Here is a 15,696-nt window from a genome sequence, read left to right as displayed (position 1 = left end):
CAGCGAATCTATAGGAGGCACAGGCAGGGGCGCAGCGGGCATTATGGCAAATTCAGAACATCTGGCACTGCTGAAATGGGGAGCAATCGGCTGGCAAGACTGGCGACTGCACCATCCTGAAATTGACCCCGACTTGAACGAAGCGGATCTGCGCGGCTTTGATCTGAGCCGATTAGATTTGGGTCGGGCAAACCTGCGTCGAACGTCCCTGGCTTCGGCAAATCTGAGCCAGGCTGTGATGCGATCGGCTGACCTCACCCGTGCCAATTTATATGAGGCAATTCTGATTCACGCTGACCTGACCGAAGCAGACCTGAGCGATGCTCACCTGATTGGCACAACCGTAGATGGAGCTGATCTTCAAGGGGCAATTTTGCGGAATGCCGACCTGCGCGAAGCTAGTTTGATCCAGGCAGATCTGAGCCTGACGGATTTAATTGGAGCCGACCTCCGACAGGCAAATCTGCGATCGGCTGACCTCAGCGATACGAACCTGACGCGATCGGAGCTGTGCCGTGCGAATTTGAATGGGGCAAATCTCACCAGTGCCACCCTGAGCCGCGCCAATGCTTATCAGGCAGAACTTAATGCAGCTTTACTCTGCAAAGCAACGCTCTATAAAACTATCCTGGTCGAAGCTCGTCTGGTGAATGCAATTCTGACCGGGGCAACCCTGATTGAGGCGGCAGGCGATCGATCGGATTTAAGCTGGGCAAAATTGAGTAAGGCAAACCTGGCACAGGCAACATTCGCTGGAGCCAATTTGCGCGGAGCCGATCTAAGTCGTGCTTGCCTCAAGGAAGCGAACCTCAGCGGAGCCAATTTGCGCGGCGCAAACCTGACCCAGGCAGACCTGAGCGGGGCAAATTTAATGGCTGCCAACCTCACTGGCGCGAACCTGACGCTCACTCGTTTACAGAATACGATTTTGCCAGATGGTTCTCGTCATCACTAAGGTCATTACTAAGAAGGGGCAGATCAGACTACCCCAGGAAAAATAGATATGAGTAAAATAAAGGTAAGATGTGTAATATTTCGTAACTTAACAGCGGCGGCTCATCCATGACCTCAGCGACCTCCCTTTTTTCCCCAGTAGACGCAGATCTCCGGCTGCTGACTGAGAACCTGAAACAACTTGTGGGAGCCAGACACCCCATTCTTTACGCCGCAGCAGAATACCTTTTTGGGGCAGGAGGAAAACGGCTGAGACCTGCGATCGTCCTGCTGGTGGCAAGGGCAACGATGTCAGACGAAGAAATTACGCAAAAGCATCGCCGCCTCGCAGAAATTACTGAGATGATCCACACTGCGAGTCTGGTGCATGACGATGTAATTGATGAGTCCGAGCTGCGGCGGGGCGTGCCGACGGTTAACAGCAGCTTTGGCAATCGGGTTGCAGTGCTGGCAGGCGATTTTCTGTTTGCTCAGTCCTCCTGGTATCTGGCGAATCTGGATAATTTAGCAGTCGTGAAACTGCTCTCTGAAGTGATCCGCGACTTTGCAGAGGGCGAGATTCAGCAGGGACTCAATCGCTTTGATGCGAGTTTGTCGATCTCAGCCTATCTGGAAAAGAGCTATTACAAGACCGCTTCGCTAATGGCAAACAGCGCAAAAGCCTCTGCTCTCCTAAGTGGCGTTTCAGATGCACTGGCGCAGCAGCTTTATGAATACGGGCGTAATGTGGGCTTGGCATTTCAAATCGTGGATGACATTCTTGACTTCACTGCCTCTAGTGATGCCCTGGGTAAACCTGCTGGATCAGACCTGAAAAGCGGTAATTTAACGGCTCCGGTTCTCTTCGCAATGGAAGAAAAGCCTTATCTAGAAACCCTGATCGAGCGTGAGTTTGCTCAGGAAGGGGATCTGGAGCAGGCACTGGCACTTGTCTATGACAGTCACGGCATCGAACGCTCGCGGGAACTCGCCACCAAACACGCTCAGCAGGCGATCGCCAACCTCAGCGAACTGCCTGATTCAGACTCGCGCCAAACGCTGCTGGAGCTATGTGACTACGTTCTGAGCCGTTTATATTAATTGCTTCCATTAAGCGACTTTAAGCAAATCTCATAAACAGTTCCGCAGAATTGCGGGTCACGTTGGGCGATCGATTGAGCCACGCTGGAGCAAACCCTTTGCTCACAAACTCGCCGCCAAAGGCATTTGGCCTCCAGCCGCTATGACAGCTCGTCTATCCCAGATTCCTGCTGCTTTTGTCTCTCCCAATTTTTCGCGCGATCGTGCCCAACTCGCTCCTGTTAAGCTGATTGTCATCGGGGCGGGACGCTGGGGAACTCACCTCGTTCGCAATTTTCTCACCCTGCCGCAAGCAGAACTTCTGGCAGTGGTAGACCCGAATCTAGAACAGCTTCAGTCTTTGTCCGATCGCCTGGGACAGCATCATCGATTAGACGATCGCCCTTTGCTCACCGATTGGACAGAAGCCCTGGCGTTACCCGAAGTCGAAGCCGTCGTTGTGGCAACGCCCGCGATCAGCCATTTCTCCATTATTAAAGCCGCTTTGCAACAGGGCTGCCATGTGCTAGCAGAAAAGCCGCTAACGCTTGACCCCCGGGAATCAAGGCAGCTTTGTGAACTGGCAATACAGCAGCAGCGACAGCTTGTGGTCGATCACACCTATTTATTTCATCCGGCAGTGCAGCAGGGGCAGATCAGGATTCAGGCAGGTGATCTGGGTAATTTGCGCTATGGCTATGCCAGCCGAACTCACCTGGGTCCGGTGCGCCAGGATGTCGATGCTTTGTGGGATCTGGTGGTACATGACATTGCCATTTTCAACGCCTGGACGAGAGAAAGCCCGATCGCCGTTCAGGCTCAGGGAATGAGCTGGCTGCAACCGGGAATTTCTGATTTGGTGTGGGTGAACCTGAGCTATCCCAGTGGCTTTCGGGCAATGATTCATCTTTGCTGGGGCAATCCTGATAAGCAGCGGCGACTCTGTGCAGTAGGCGATCGCGGTACGCTGGTTTTTGACGAGCTAAATCCTGAATCGCCGTTAACCTTCCTGCCCGGCAGTTTCGCGTCTGCCAATTCTTCTGAAGGAATGCCATTTTCTCCGATCGCTCATCCATCTCAGCCCATTGCGATCGAGTCGCTTGAGCCGCTTCAGCAGGTCTGCCGCCATTTTCTCGACTGCGTGCAGCACAACACCCCTTCTGCCATATCCCCCGGAGAACTGGGAGCAGAACTGGTCGAAATTCTCACCGCGCTCACGGCATCGCTAAAGCAGGGTGGGCAGGAAATTAATTTAGTTCCCCAGCCTTGAGGGATTTAGGGGGCAATGTAGAAACCCCCACCCTGCTCAAACACCCTCTTAAACTAATAGCGAATCTGCAAAGTCACCGTTGCCTGAATGTCCTGCTCGCCTCCCACAACCGGCGTAGGGGCAGAGTCTGCGGCACCCATCGCGACATTCTGGCGGTACAGGGGCATTGGAGGCGGTTGCATAAAGGCATTGTTGATCTGAATGCTCACGACTTCTTCGCGGCTGAGTCCCAGCGCAGATAAAGCAGCATCTGCCTGCGTTTGGGCATCCTGCGTTGCTTCCCGGATTGCCTGCTGTCGTGCGGTTGCGATCGCCGCATCTTCTGCAATAAACGATACGCTATCGATCCGCGTTGCGCCTGCCCGCACTGCTTCGTCTAACAAAGTGCCTGCCCGCTCTGTGGGAATGCGGAAGCTCACCGTGTTGGTCGCCGTGTATCCTACGATTCTCTGGTTGCCGTTGTCGTAGTCGTAGCGCGGACTGAGATTGATTCCGGTAGTTTGCAGCTTGCTGACATTGCGCCCCCGTAAAAACTCCACCACCGCCGACGATCGCCGAGCGGCTTCTTGCTGCACTTCTTCTGCCGTTCTACCTTGCACTTCAACACCGAGCTGCACCTGAGTCAGGGTCGTGGCGATCGACTCAGTGCCTTGTCCGGTTACGGTAATGGTTCGTGTCATTGGCTGGGTTTCGTGGGCGAGAACAGGTAGAGTGAGCGAAATACTAGCAACCCCTAGCAAGAGCGGCACAGCAATGCCCAGGGTACGGCGGGAAAGACGAGACGTAATCTTCGACATGGTAATCTCCTCACATGGGTTCCTGATCGAATGACGATGGATTCAGGATGTTTCTACTCTGCCACGCCGATCGTCTCAGAGTGACTTTAGTTACAGTTTCGGAAACCCGCTAGGATGGAATTTTGCGATCGCCTGCCGCAAATCCCTTTTGGAACCGGAACTTTGACTTCTAACATGACTCACTCGACGCGAAAGCGATTTGGACAGCACTGGCTCCAGAGCGAAAAGGCTTTGACGCAAATCGTGAATGCTGCTGCCCTTCAGCCCACCGATCGCGTCCTGGAAATTGGTCCCGGAACGGGAATTCTTACTCGCAGGCTTCTGCCCCTGGCGCAGTCGGTTCTTTCAGTGGAAATCGATCGCGATTTGTGCAAGCTGTTGGTCAAACAGTTTGGTCAAACCAAAAATTTTTTGCTGCTTCAGGGCGATATTTTAAGCTTGAATCTGCCTGAACTGCTGACGAATGCTCCTGCCTTTCAAAATCCCAACAAAGTCGTTGCGAATATTCCCTACAACATCACCGGGCCAATCCTGGAACTGCTGCTGGGGACGATCGCTCACCCTAACCCAGAACCCTATGAGTCGATCGTCCTATTGATGCAAAAAGAAGTTGCCGAGCGGATCACGGCAAGTCCGGGTTCTAAAGCCTTTGGTGCGCTTTCGGTGCGCGTGCAATATCTGGCAGACTGCACCTGGATCGCAGACGTTCCAGCAAAAGCATTTCAACCACCGCCAAAGGTTGATTCCGCAGTTGTTCGCCTCACACCCCGATCGATCGCCTCCCCTGTAACTGACCCTCGCAAGCTCGATACGCTGGTAAAGCTAGGATTTGCCACCAAGCGCAAAATGCTGCGAAATAACCTGAAGAGTGTGATCGATCGCGACAAGCTGACTGAACTTTTGGAATCAATGCAGCTTAATTCTCAGGTACGTGCAGAAGATTTGAGCGTCGCAAATTGGGTAACGCTAAGTAATTCGCTAAGGGATGATTTGGGTGATGTGAAAGTGAATGATGAAGTGATCGAGGAAGAAACACACGAAAGCTCTTCTGATTAAGCGATCGGCTCATCCTAATTGCAATTCTGAGCTACGGTGTTCACATCAATCGATTCTGTTAGCGTTCCAGGCTTTGCAGCCCCCTAAATCCCCCACGAGTGGGGGACTTTGAACTCTTTGAGTTTTTCCCTGGAATTTCGCTATCGTTGGGTGTATTGCGTGACCTGGCGAGACAATCTTTGGAAGAAACCAATGGTAGAACCTGTAACCGCGATAACGGCAAGTGTAATCGCAAATCTGGCGTTTCAGAAGTTTGTTGAGGCGGGTGTTGGCAAAGTGGCTGAGAAGCTAACAGAAGGAGCCGTTGCCAAAATGGACGAGCTGCGAAAGCTGATCTGGAATAAGCTGCGGGGTCGATCGCCCAACATTGATTTTGCGTTAGAGAAGGTGGAACAGGGCGACAAAGCGGCTCTGAATACGATCGCCAAAAATCTGGACGTGGTGATGGATGAAGACCCGGAGTTTGCCACACAAGTTCAGACGATCGCCCATGAGATTACGCTGATGCTGGTAGAGGATAACAGCAGTACCGTGCAGAACAACTACGGCGGTACGAATTACCAGAACGTAATTAAAGGCGCATATAACACCAACTTTATTGGTGGAGAACACCATCACGGATAAACGCATTCTCTAGCCTTCACCCCGATGAGCGAAACGCAGCAAAACAATGACGCAGCAGAACAACTACGGGGGAATGAACAATCAGGTTAGAACGGCAGAAGATAATACAAACTTCATTGCTGAAAACATTTACTATCAGCAAGCCGCTCAACCGATCGAGGAGCCGATTTCGTTCAACGTTCCCTTTCCGCCGAACCCGTACTTCACTGGACGCGATGCATTACTGATGCAGTTGCATGAGGCTCTACAGCAGCGACGCGCCACGGCACTGTCAGGTTTGGGCGGCATTGGCAAGACGCAGATGGCGGTGGAATATGCTTATCACTATTTTGGGAAGCCGTATCAGTGGGTGTTTTGGGTGAGGGCAGATACCGAGCTGGAGCTGAGTACGGATTTTGGCAATCTGGCGCGTGCCCTGGCATTGCCGCAGCAGGAGGCGCAGGAAACCGAGAAAAAAATTGAGGCGGTGAAGCGTTGGTTTGCGAATCATAAAGACTGGCTGCTGATCTTTGACAACGCCGATCGCCCTGAACTGCTGCAAAAATTCCGTCCGCAAAATCCCCAGGGCTGTATTCTGGTCACGTCTCGCGCTCCCGTCCTGGATGCTGTGGGCATTGCTGAGGTGAAGCAGGTCTTGAAGCTGTCTCGGCAGGAGTCGATCGCCTTGCTGATGAAGCGTACCGGGCAGGAGCAGGGAACCGATGCCGAACGAACCGCAGCAGCGCAATTGGCGGCAGAGTTTGACGATTTGCCCCTGGCATTGGAGCAGGCAGGCGCATTTATCCGCGAACGGCAGATCCGCATTCAGGATTATTGGACGAGCTATCAGCAACAGCGATTCAAGCTGCTGGAACAGCATCCTGCCGGAGTCAACTATCCCGCCTCGGTGACGACGACCTGGGCAATTAACTTTCAAGCCATCCAGGAAACGGCTCCTGCTGCTGCCGATGTGCTTCAGTGGAGTGCGCTGCTGTCTGCCGATGCAATTCCCTATGAGCTGCTGGTGAAAGGAGCGAAACACCTAGGCGATCGGGTGCAGAATGCCCTGGCGGAGGCGGAGACAGACCCCCTGCAACTGGCAAATCTCCTCAATTCCCTGGCTTGCTATTCGCTGATTAAGCTGGAGCCTGCTGCCCAGTCCTACAGCATTCATCGCATGGTGCAGGCGGTATTGCGGCAACGGATGACTGATGACCAGTTGCAGCAGTGGGTGAACCGGGCGGTCGCCACTCTGAATGCAGCCTTTCCAGAAGTGGATTATGACCAGTGGACACAGTGTGCCCGTTTGCTACCTCACGTAGAGTCAATTCAACCCTATCTCCTCAATAAGCTAGAGGAGGCTGAAGCATTAGCACGATTGCTGAACCGGGCAGGATATTATCTCTACCAACGAGGACAGTACACGGAAGCAGAACCGCTCTTTCAACGATTGCTAGAGATTCGAGAAGCGCAGTTAGGAAAAGACTATCCTGCTGTTGCCACTAGCCTCAACAATCTGGCAGGACTCTACGACAGTCAGGGACGCTACTCGGAGGCAGAACCCCTCTACCAGCGATCGCTGAAGATTTATGAAGCGCAGTTGGGTAAAGACCATCCTGCTGTTGCCACTAGCCTCAACAATCTGGCAGGACTCTACGACAATCAGGGACGCTATCAAGAGGCAGAACCCGTTTACCTGAGCGCAATTTCCATCGCAGAGCAGCGGCTAGGAACCAATCATCCAAATACTATTCTGTTTCGAGCAAATTTGCAGCAGCTTCAGCAGAAACTCTCCGAGTCATTGAAGCCAAAGCCTGAGCCGTCGCGGGGCTGGGACTGGTTGAAATGGTGGCTGTCCTGAAGGGTAGTGTCGTCAGCGTGGTGTGCGGTTTTTGCCGTCTCCTAATCCTCGTCCTCTAGCAGCTTTCCCAGATTGTGAGTGTTCATCAACTCGCTGTACCGATCGGGCAGACTCTCTCTGAGAGTATCCTCAACGATGCTGCTTACTGTTTGATCGCTAAGACCTGCTAACGTCTTCAGCAGCCTATCCAGACTAGGCGAGATATACAGGCGCAGCTCTGCTTTCTTTTTCCTAGCCATCGAAGGTTCTTAATACACACCTAGCCTTTGCAACTCAACGATCGTAGCGGGGTTTCAGGATTATTCTTTGTTTTTGGCATTTCTATGTTGTACGAATTGCCGAATTTTCCTATAGTGAAATCAAGTTAAAAGCACCCAGAACCTTTATGACATCTAGGTTAACTTCCTATGGAGTTTCAAACATGATTACCCTTTCTGATGATGAGGTTGCTCTCATCCGTTCTCTGCTGACTTCCATTCGAGCCATCAAAGTGCGCGATATCGACAAAGCCCTGGTGATTCTCAGCAAAGCCGAACGCTTGTCAAATTCACGATCGACTCAAGAGGATCAGCCATGCTCGTTCTAAATGATGCTCAGGCGATCATCGTCAAAACCCTGCTGACTAAAATGCTGATCAACGACACCTATTCTGTGAGTCAGCTTGAAGAGGCAATTCGCTGGTTTGAGCGGGAAGACGGGCGGGTTTCCTGTCCCTTCGAGCAGGTCTGGAGCAAAAACTTAGCGCAGGAAATTGTTCGAGAGTTACGCGATCGACCTTAACCTCCCCCAGCCTTCAAAGTCCCCCACTCGCTCCTGTAGAGCGGCAGTAACCAATGGGGGATTTAGGGGGCAATGCAGGACAGTTGCGGCTCCTCAAATAACCTCTTGAGGGAGAATCAATTCATCCTGAAACCAAAGCTTGACTAAAGATCACCTTGAGCATTTATACTTAAAAACGAGGCTGGCGTTCACATTCGCCGCTTAGACCGAAATCCGAAAGATATTAATTCACCTGGGAGTGTAAAGTATCTTAAGATTGTCATAAGCATTTCTCATTTCAAGCCGAAATTAGCTGATCACACCAACTAGGAGGAAACCTATGGCACTTGTGCCAATGCGACTACTGCTGGATCACGCCGCCGAGAATGGATACGGCATTCCTGCGTTCAACGTCAACAACATGGAGCAAATCCAGGCAATCATGCAGGCTGCTGATGCCACAGATAGCCCTGTGATTCTGCAAGCTTCTCGTGGTGCCCGCAAGTACGCTGGGGAAAATTTCCTCCGTCACCTGATTCTGGCTGCGGTTGAGACCTATCCTCATATTCCGATCGTGATGCACCAGGATCACGGTAACGAGCCTGCAACCTGCTACTCCGCAATTAAGAACGGCTTCACCAGCGTCATGATGGACGGTTCGCTGGAAGCTGACGCCAAGACCCCCGCAAGCTACGAGTACAACGTTGCTGTCACCAGCGAAGTCGTGAAAGTCGCTCACGCGATCGGGGCTAGCGTTGAAGGTGAACTGGGTTGCCTCGGCTCGCTAGAAACCGGCAAAGGCGAAGCAGAAGATGGACACGGCTTTGAAGGTGAACTCGATCACTCCATGCTGCTGACCGACCCCGATGAAGCGGTTGACTTCGTTGAGCGGACTCAGGTTGACGCGCTGGCAGTCGCAATCGGAACCAGCCACGGCGCCTACAAGTTCACCCGCAAGCCGACCGGTGAAATTTTGGCAATCAGCCGCATCGAAGAAATCCACCGCCGCCTGCCCAACACCCACCTGGTAATGCACGGTTCTTCCTCGGTTCCCGAAGATCTGATTGCGCTGATTAACCAACACGGTGGTACTATCCCTGAAACCTACGGTGTACCCGTTGAAGAAATCCAGAAGGGTATCAAGAGCGGTGTACGGAAGGTGAACATCGATACGGATAACCGTTTGGCAATCACGGCAGCAGTCCGTGAAGCTCTGTCGGCAAATTCGAAGGAATTTGACCCCCGCCACTTCCTCAAGCCTTCGATCAAGTACATGCAGAAAGTGTGCGCCGATCGCTATCAGCAGTTCGAAACCGCAGGCAATGCGTCTAAGATCAAGCAGATTAGCCTGGAAGAGTACGCTGCCAAGTATGTGAAAGGCGAACTGGCTCAGGTGAGCAAGCGGACCGTGGGCGTGTAAGCTAACGTTCTGCCGTTTAGTTTAATCAATCAATCTGATCATCCTTTTCCTTCGATTCCGGGTAGGCTAGTCCTATCCGGTTTTTTGCTTGGGGTGTGCTAAAGCAAATGAACTATCCTGATCCCAAGAACCCGCACCCAATGCCGGGATTTCCTCAGATTTGTTTTATTCAAAACACAGTCTCTAATCCCAATATTTCGATCGGCGATTACACTTACTACGACGACCCGGAAGACTCCGAAAACTTTGAGCGCAATGTGCTATATCACTTTCCTTTTGTGGGGGATAAGCTGATGATCGGTAAGTTTTGCGCCATTGCGAGAGGAGTAAAGTTCGTGATGAATGGGGGAACCCATCGCATGTCTGGCTTCTCGACCTATCCGTTTGAGATTTTTGGGCAGGGGTGGGAACGGGTTGCTTCCAAGACCGATGATTCTGCTTATAAGGGCGATACGATAATTGGTAACGACGTTTGGATTGGCTACGAGGCGGTCATTATGCCGGGCGTGCAAATTGGGGATGGCGCGATCGTTGCAGCAAAAGCGATCGTTACGAAAGATGTGTTGCCTTACACGATTGTCGGCGGCAATCCGGCGAAGCAAATTCGGCAGCGATTCTCAGATGAAATCATTCAGCATTTACTAGAAATTGCCTGGTGGAACTGGGATATTGAGAAAATTACGAGGAATCTGGAAGCGATCGTGAATGCAGATATCGAAGCACTCGCAGCCTGTCGATAAATTCAGGAGAGTCAATTCATGATGCTCAAAAAAAGATTTGCGCTGCTTCAGTTTGCCATTGCTGGGCTGTGCCTTACTGCCGGGCAGACAATCGCCCAGACCCTTGCCCTCCCCGACCGTCTGATTGCGTTTAACTCACCGCAGGGTGAAGCTCTGCTGATAGAGAGTGCCGCCAGACAGGACTTTTGGAATCTCAGCTCGCAGTTTGTGACGCAGGTGAATCAAGCCTATTGCGGCGTTGCCAGTATGGTGATGATCCTGAATAGTCTGGGCATTCCCGCGCCGATCGCGCCTCAGTATGAACCCTATCGCGTTTTCACGCAGGACAATTTTTTTGACAGTGAAGCCGCCCGACAGGTGATCGCGCCTGAAGTGGTGCAGCGGCAGGGGCTGACCCTGGAAGAACTGGGAAAACTGCTCGAAAGCTACTCGGTGCAAGCCACGGTTCACCATGCGGGCGATACGTCGCTGGAAGAGTTTCGCAGACTGGTGATCGAAAACCTCAATCAGCCGCAGAACTATATTCTGATTAACTATTTGCGTCGAGAAATTGGACAAGAGCGAGGTGGGCACATTTCCCCGATCGCTGCCTATCATGCGGAAACCGATCGCTTTTTGATTCTGGATGTTGCCCGCTACAAATATCCTCCCGTTTGGGTGAGAGCCGATGAGCTTTGGCGATCGATGAACACGCTGGATACAACTTCAGGGAAAACCAGAGGCTTTGTTCTGGTCAGCCGAGGTCTGGTCGGTCGAGAATAATTTCAGTTCAGCGATCGCTCAGGCTGAAAAAGCTGAATCAGCCAGTTATCTTTTAACTCGTCCGTCACGACTTCCAGTGCGGCAAGCAAATCAACGTCTAAATCTCGGTTTTGAATATCGATCACGAGCTTGTACAGCAGCTCAAAATCAATCCGATCGTTTTCCTCCATTAGTCGATATACACCATTCGCCGCATTGTTCAACTTCTCGATTTCTTCGCGTCCTACTTTGCCTGTAATCGGTGGCTGTCGCCCATCACGCCATAGAAGAAACCGAGTGTCTTTGTGGCTGACAACTAATTCGTTGAAGTTTTTCAAACGGCTCGTGAATCCGCTGCCGTCGATTTGCAGAAATCCGATCGCCACCTTCTTAAGCTCAGACTGAAAAACACGATTTTCAGGCAATTTAGACTTACCTAATCGAAGACAGTCAATTTCAAAGGGCTGGATGAGCTGAAAAGCTTCGGCGATCGTCGTGAGTTTGCCAATATCGTCGCTGTCCGTAATAATTTGCAGTTTGTCATAGTCCTGCAAAAGTTCCGGTCTCTGCGATTTCAGATAGTCTAAAACCTGTCGTGTGGCATCAAGACGGACAATGAGAGTTTCATCAGAGCGATGAGCATTTCCATTCTGATAATGAGTGTTTTGATGAGGGTTGAACTCAGTATTCAGAAACGGCTGAAAAACGGGAGTCTCTCCATTTGTTTCTGTGCTGTAGATTGAGCCTAATCCGGTTGCGATCGCCTGAATTGCTTGCCGAAATTTGCTGAGCTCCTGCTCCAGGCGATCGAGTCGCTGTTCCGTAGAAATCGGGAATTCGGGGGAAGGATAGGATTCCGAAAATTCCTGAGCCGATCGCGGTAGGGGAATTCCGCGTGCCTTGTAGCGATAGTAGTCTGCTGCTCGATTCAGGGCGGCTCGAATCGGACGATGACTGAGAATTTGCTGAAGTTCTCCTGATGTAAATAGCTTTTCTAAATCAATGCCGATCGCCCTCACTTTAAGCTGCAAAATTTCCTTGATCTGCTGATTAGTTGGAGCTTCTAGAAAGACTTTGTGCTGCGAAATGCGATCGATCACTGAACCATCGAAAAAGGTTTGAAACTGCTGCCAGCGATCGGGAAACAGATTGAGAATAATCAAACTATTCGGAACGTAGGTAAAGACTTCTTTGACGGCTTCGCCAAATCGTTCCAGCAGATTTCGATTGCATTCCAGTCCTAATCCCTCAAGCTGATCAAATACAATGATTAGCGGTTCATCGAGCAGAGAAAGCTTGCTAAATACTGAGATTGCTTCTAATGAGAAATCCTCTTTGCTGAAGTCTGCGCTCCAGTTTTCTAAGCCGATTGATTCCGCATCTTCGCGCTCTAGCTCGTGAGCAACTAACCAGCGTGTTGCTAATTCTTTGCGTCGTGGTTCGGTATAGCTGCAAAATTTGATGATGCCTTTAATAATCTGCGCCGAGTAGCCCGATAACCCATATTGGCTTGTCCACCATTCATTGGTGCGTCGCTCAATATGCTGCCAGAGTTTGCGCTTCAAATCGGTTCCTTCTTTCGCCAAACTATAAAGCGCAAGCGGATTTTCTCCAATTCTCGAAAGAATGATTTCATCGTTATTGCTTTGCTGGGAAGTTGCCTGAAGAATTCTAACAAAGCTGTGTGCTAACAAATTCTCAAGCTGGGTAAAGCCATTTCCTGGAACAGTTTCGACAAACGATTTGAGAATGCGCGTGTAGATGTGATAGAGAACACTATCGGGATTATTCGGCTGACCGATAAACAGCAGACGATTCACCTGCAACAGCTCTTTTGCCAATCGCATGATCAAGTGCGTTTTGCCCGTTCCCGGTTCCCCGATCACTACGGCTCCCTGGCTCTGATGATTGCGATCGTCTCGGATATCATCGATCGTTGCCTTTAGCAATTCAAACTCATCCTGATAAATTTGCTTCAGGTCAGGATGGTCTTGAAAAGGATTATCAACCTTGCTGCTGCTAAAGGGATTCGGTTTATCTTTCAACGCCTTTTTCAGGGAGGACTGCGACTTCAGTTCCATAAGTTTCAGATAGAGCTGATAGGTAAATTCGGCATCGTAGCGGGCAGAGTGGGCTTGTTGGGGATTGAAGTATTTCTGGTTAACTTTTAAGTTTAATCGCTTACTTAAGTATTCGAGTGAGTAGCTGAGTAAATCGGGCAGATAATGCTGAGCCAGTTCATAAGTACAGCTAAACTGAATTTTCCTCCAGGTTAGTCCTGCTTTCCGACAGCTTTGCCGTAGAACCTGAATATCGTGATTTGCGGAGTGAAAAATCACCTGCTTTTGCTTTGCGAAATCAAAAAAGCTGGGCAGTATTGCCTGAAGCGGCTGTTTTTTAAGCTGGGTTTCTGTGTAGTTTGGATGGGCTGCGTCAAAAGCTTCGTAAACGAGCTGTCCTTCGCTGTTCAAAATCGCAATTTCGCGAACGATCTCGCTTCCCTCCGTGTCTACGACAATAAACTCTTTCACAGGTTTCTTTCACGGGTTTCTTTCACAGGTTGGCAATAGCTCAAATCAATCGAAGATTCATTTACACGCAAAGTTCTGTAGAGCGCGTACTCAGAGACTTACTGTAGAAGGTGGAATAGATTTCAGCAGTTATTTGTCTACTTCCCTTTATGGCTAAAGTCTTCGGTCGCATCACTGACGATTTACAAAAATTTATTCACGCGCAGCAAATCTTTTTCGTGGCGACTGCGCCCTTGAGCCCCGCTGGACACATCAATCTTTCACCCAAGGGGCTGGATAGCTTTCGCATTCTTTCACCCAATCGCGTTGCCTACCTTGACCTCACCGGAAGCGGTAACGAAACTTCTGCTCATCTAGCAGAAAATCAGCGAATTACGTTCATGTTCTGTGCTTTTCAAGGCAAGCCTTTAATCCTGCGGCTATATGGTCAGGGACGAGTGCTGACGCCGGATGCCCTCGACTGGCACACCCAGGCTGACTTGTTTCCCACGATTCCCGGAACCCGACAAATTATCATCGCCGAAATCGATCGCGTTCAGACTTCCTGCGGTACGGGCGTTCCGCTCTACGAGTTTGAGGGACAGCGATCGGACATCGTGGAATGGGCGCAAAAGAAAGGCGATCGGGGCATGTGGGACTACTGGCAGCTTAAAAATCAAACCAGCGTAGACGGTCTACCCACCCCGCTTGCAGGATGGATGGAGCGTAGCCAGCAGGAGATTGGCGGGAATTAGGCTCGATCGGGGCTAAACGATCGTGATTACTGTTAATTCAGGCGGGCAGAAGAGCCGTCCCGGTGGATAGGTTCCCAGTCCGCGATTCACATAAAGCAGATTAGAGCCGACCTGGTGCAATCCCTGCGCCCACTCCCAGTGCTGCAAAACTTTGTAGCAGTCTTCTTTCATATAAGGAATCCATTTGCGCCAGGTTTTGGGAACATAGCGACGCAGCCGCTGATAGCCTGTGGGAAAGGGTCCGAAACCGGGTAAAGCAATCTGACCGCCGTGGGTGTGCCCGGAAAGCTGAAGATCGACCCGCCAGGGCTGAAGTTTAGCGGCAGAGTCGGGATTGTGAGAAAGAACGATGCGGGGCGTTTCGGGGTGAAGCTGACTTAAGACTAAAGCAGGATTAAACTCACGCGACCAGAAATCTGCCAGTCCGACGATCGGAAGCTGTTGCCCTAGCGGGTAAGCAATTTCATTCCACAGCACCCGAATTCCAGCGCGAGTGAGGGCAGTTGTCACCTCGGTTCTGGATTGGGGCAGTTCCAGGTCGTGGTTTCCCAGCACCGCATAAATCCCCAACCGGCTCTCAAGCCGCTGAAGTCGATCGGCTAAGGCATAAATCGGAGTGGGGTCATCGGTGACATAATCGCCCGTGAGCACCACCAAATCTGGCCGAAGCGCATTGCTAGTTTCGATCGCCTCAGTGAGCATCTGCTCTGAAAGCCGGAGTCCGTCATAATGCAAGTCGGAGAGCTGTACAAACCGGATATTTTGGAGCTGGGGCGGTAACTGGGGAATGGCGATTGTGATCGCTTCAGTCCGAAGGGAGCCGGATAACAGCTTGTGCATGGGTGATATACGTTCTTCTGAACGGTCATCTCAGCTTACCAAATGGAGGTATCCGGCCTGGTGTTTGCTGTATCACAAGCTGCATCCGAATCTGGTTTGCTGCCTGATGCTAGTAACGAGTTCTGAAGTAACAAGTTCTGAAGTGACGAGTTCTCAGAACTGACGGGTTTTTAGTGGGGGTTTTTAGTGGGGATTGTATGGACAAGAGCAGGCAAACTGGCAGGAGCAGGAATCCAGGACAGGTTGTGTAAAGGCTTTGTGATAAATCAACAAGTATACTTATCAAAATGTCACATTCCCACGTATTTTTAGGAGGATTCAAGTCTCCTAC

Annotated in this window: 16 protein-coding genes; 12 read left to right on the top strand and 4 right to left on the bottom strand. The window is 51.0% G+C overall.

Going from position 1 to position 15,696, the window contains the following annotated elements; genetic code table 11:
- The first annotated feature begins 43 nt into the window (after positions 1–43).
- From NDI45_RS02425 to NDI45_RS02415, 3 genes are all read left to right on the top strand, one after another.
- Positions 44–955 carry a pentapeptide repeat-containing protein gene (locus NDI45_RS02425; RefSeq protein WP_348246081.1) on the top strand — a complete coding sequence of 304 codons (912 nt, stop codon included), beginning with the start codon at positions 44–46 and terminating at the stop codon, positions 953–955.
- A 107-nt stretch (positions 956–1,062) separates the two neighbouring features.
- Positions 1,063–2,034, top strand: a complete 972-nt coding sequence (gene sds, locus NDI45_RS02420) for a solanesyl diphosphate synthase (protein WP_348246079.1) — start codon at positions 1,063–1,065, stop codon at positions 2,032–2,034.
- A 142-nt stretch (positions 2,035–2,176) separates the two neighbouring features.
- Positions 2,177–3,283 carry a Gfo/Idh/MocA family oxidoreductase gene (locus tag NDI45_RS02415; RefSeq protein WP_190790886.1) on the top strand — a complete coding sequence of 369 codons (1,107 nt, stop codon included), beginning with the start codon at positions 2,177–2,179 and terminating at the stop codon, positions 3,281–3,283.
- A 53-nt stretch (positions 3,284–3,336) separates the two neighbouring features.
- On the opposite strand, the gene NDI45_RS02410 is transcribed toward NDI45_RS02415, so the two are convergent.
- Positions 3,337–4,080 (bottom strand): SIMPL domain-containing protein, encoded by a 744-nt coding sequence (locus NDI45_RS02410; protein ID WP_190790887.1) that lies wholly within the window; start codon positions 4,078–4,080, stop codon positions 3,337–3,339.
- Between the two features lie 174 nt (positions 4,081–4,254).
- On the opposite strand from NDI45_RS02410, the gene rsmA reads away from it, so the two are divergent.
- The 3 genes from rsmA to fxsT all read left to right on the top strand — a co-directional run bounded on the left by rsmA (position 4,255) and on the right by fxsT (position 7,600).
- Entirely contained in the window at positions 4,255–5,136 is an 882-nt protein-coding gene (rsmA, locus tag NDI45_RS02405; RefSeq protein WP_348246406.1) for a 16S rRNA (adenine(1518)-N(6)/adenine(1519)-N(6))-dimethyltransferase RsmA, read from the top strand.
- Positions 5,137–5,328: 192 nt separating this feature from the next.
- Complete coding sequence (locus NDI45_RS02400) at positions 5,329–5,760, top strand: hypothetical protein (protein WP_348246076.1); 432 nt, start codon at positions 5,329–5,331, stop codon at positions 5,758–5,760.
- 46 nt (positions 5,761–5,806) lie between these two features.
- Positions 5,807–7,600 (top strand): FxSxx-COOH system tetratricopeptide repeat protein, encoded by a 1,794-nt coding sequence (fxsT, locus tag NDI45_RS02395; protein ID WP_348246074.1) that lies wholly within the window; start codon positions 5,807–5,809, stop codon positions 7,598–7,600.
- 41 nt (positions 7,601–7,641) lie between these two features.
- Here the strand turns inward: fxsT and NDI45_RS02390 are convergent, their stop codons facing one another.
- A complete protein-coding gene (locus tag NDI45_RS02390) occupies positions 7,642–7,839 on the bottom strand; it encodes a hypothetical protein (RefSeq protein WP_348246072.1) in 198 nt (65 codons plus the stop codon).
- 182 nt (positions 7,840–8,021) lie between these two features.
- On the opposite strand from NDI45_RS02390, the gene NDI45_RS02385 reads away from it, so the two are divergent.
- The 5 genes from NDI45_RS02385 (at position 8,022) to NDI45_RS02365 (ending at position 11,281) form a co-directional block, all read left to right on the top strand.
- Positions 8,022–8,186, top strand: a complete 165-nt coding sequence (locus NDI45_RS02385) for a hypothetical protein (protein WP_348246070.1) — start codon at positions 8,022–8,024, stop codon at positions 8,184–8,186.
- Positions 8,174–8,380 (top strand): hypothetical protein, encoded by a 207-nt coding sequence (locus NDI45_RS02380; RefSeq protein ID WP_348246068.1) that lies wholly within the window; start codon positions 8,174–8,176, stop codon positions 8,378–8,380. The genes NDI45_RS02385 and NDI45_RS02380 overlap by 13 nt, the downstream gene beginning before the upstream one ends.
- A 319-nt stretch (positions 8,381–8,699) precedes the next feature.
- Positions 8,700–9,779, top strand: a complete 1,080-nt coding sequence (fba, locus tag NDI45_RS02375) for a class II fructose-bisphosphate aldolase (RefSeq protein ID WP_190790893.1) — start codon at positions 8,700–8,702, stop codon at positions 9,777–9,779.
- 107 nt (positions 9,780–9,886) lie between these two features.
- Positions 9,887–10,519: a Vat family streptogramin A O-acetyltransferase gene (locus tag NDI45_RS02370; RefSeq protein WP_190790894.1), complete on the top strand. Its 633-nt coding sequence runs from the start codon at positions 9,887–9,889 to the stop codon at positions 10,517–10,519.
- An 18-nt stretch (positions 10,520–10,537) separates the two neighbouring features.
- Positions 10,538–11,281, top strand: a complete 744-nt coding sequence (locus NDI45_RS02365) for a phytochelatin synthase family protein (RefSeq protein WP_348246066.1) — start codon at positions 10,538–10,540, stop codon at positions 11,279–11,281.
- A 2-nt stretch (positions 11,282–11,283) separates the two neighbouring features.
- On the opposite strand, the gene NDI45_RS02360 is transcribed toward NDI45_RS02365, so the two are convergent.
- A complete protein-coding gene (locus tag NDI45_RS02360; protein WP_348246064.1) occupies positions 11,284–13,791 on the bottom strand; it encodes an exonuclease domain-containing protein in 2,508 nt (835 codons plus the stop codon).
- Positions 13,792–13,940: 149 nt separating this feature from the next.
- On the opposite strand from NDI45_RS02360, the gene NDI45_RS02355 reads away from it, so the two are divergent.
- Positions 13,941–14,525 (top strand): pyridoxamine 5'-phosphate oxidase family protein, encoded by a 585-nt coding sequence (locus NDI45_RS02355; RefSeq protein WP_348246062.1) that lies wholly within the window; start codon positions 13,941–13,943, stop codon positions 14,523–14,525.
- A gap of 12 nt (positions 14,526–14,537) precedes the next feature.
- On the opposite strand, the gene NDI45_RS02350 is transcribed toward NDI45_RS02355, so the two are convergent.
- Positions 14,538–15,365 carry a metallophosphoesterase gene (locus tag NDI45_RS02350; RefSeq protein WP_190792071.1) on the bottom strand — a complete coding sequence of 276 codons (828 nt, stop codon included), beginning with the start codon at positions 15,363–15,365 and terminating at the stop codon, positions 14,538–14,540.
- Between the last annotated feature and the right edge of the window lie 331 nt (positions 15,366–15,696).

The sequence above is a fragment of the Leptolyngbya sp. GB1-A1 genome (genome assembly GCF_039962475.1).
Taxonomy (GTDB): domain Bacteria; phylum Cyanobacteriota; class Cyanobacteriia; order Elainellales; family Elainellaceae; genus Leptolyngbya_A.
The sequence above is the reverse complement of the archived record's forward strand: the minus strand, read 5'-3'. Positions and strand labels throughout refer to the sequence as shown.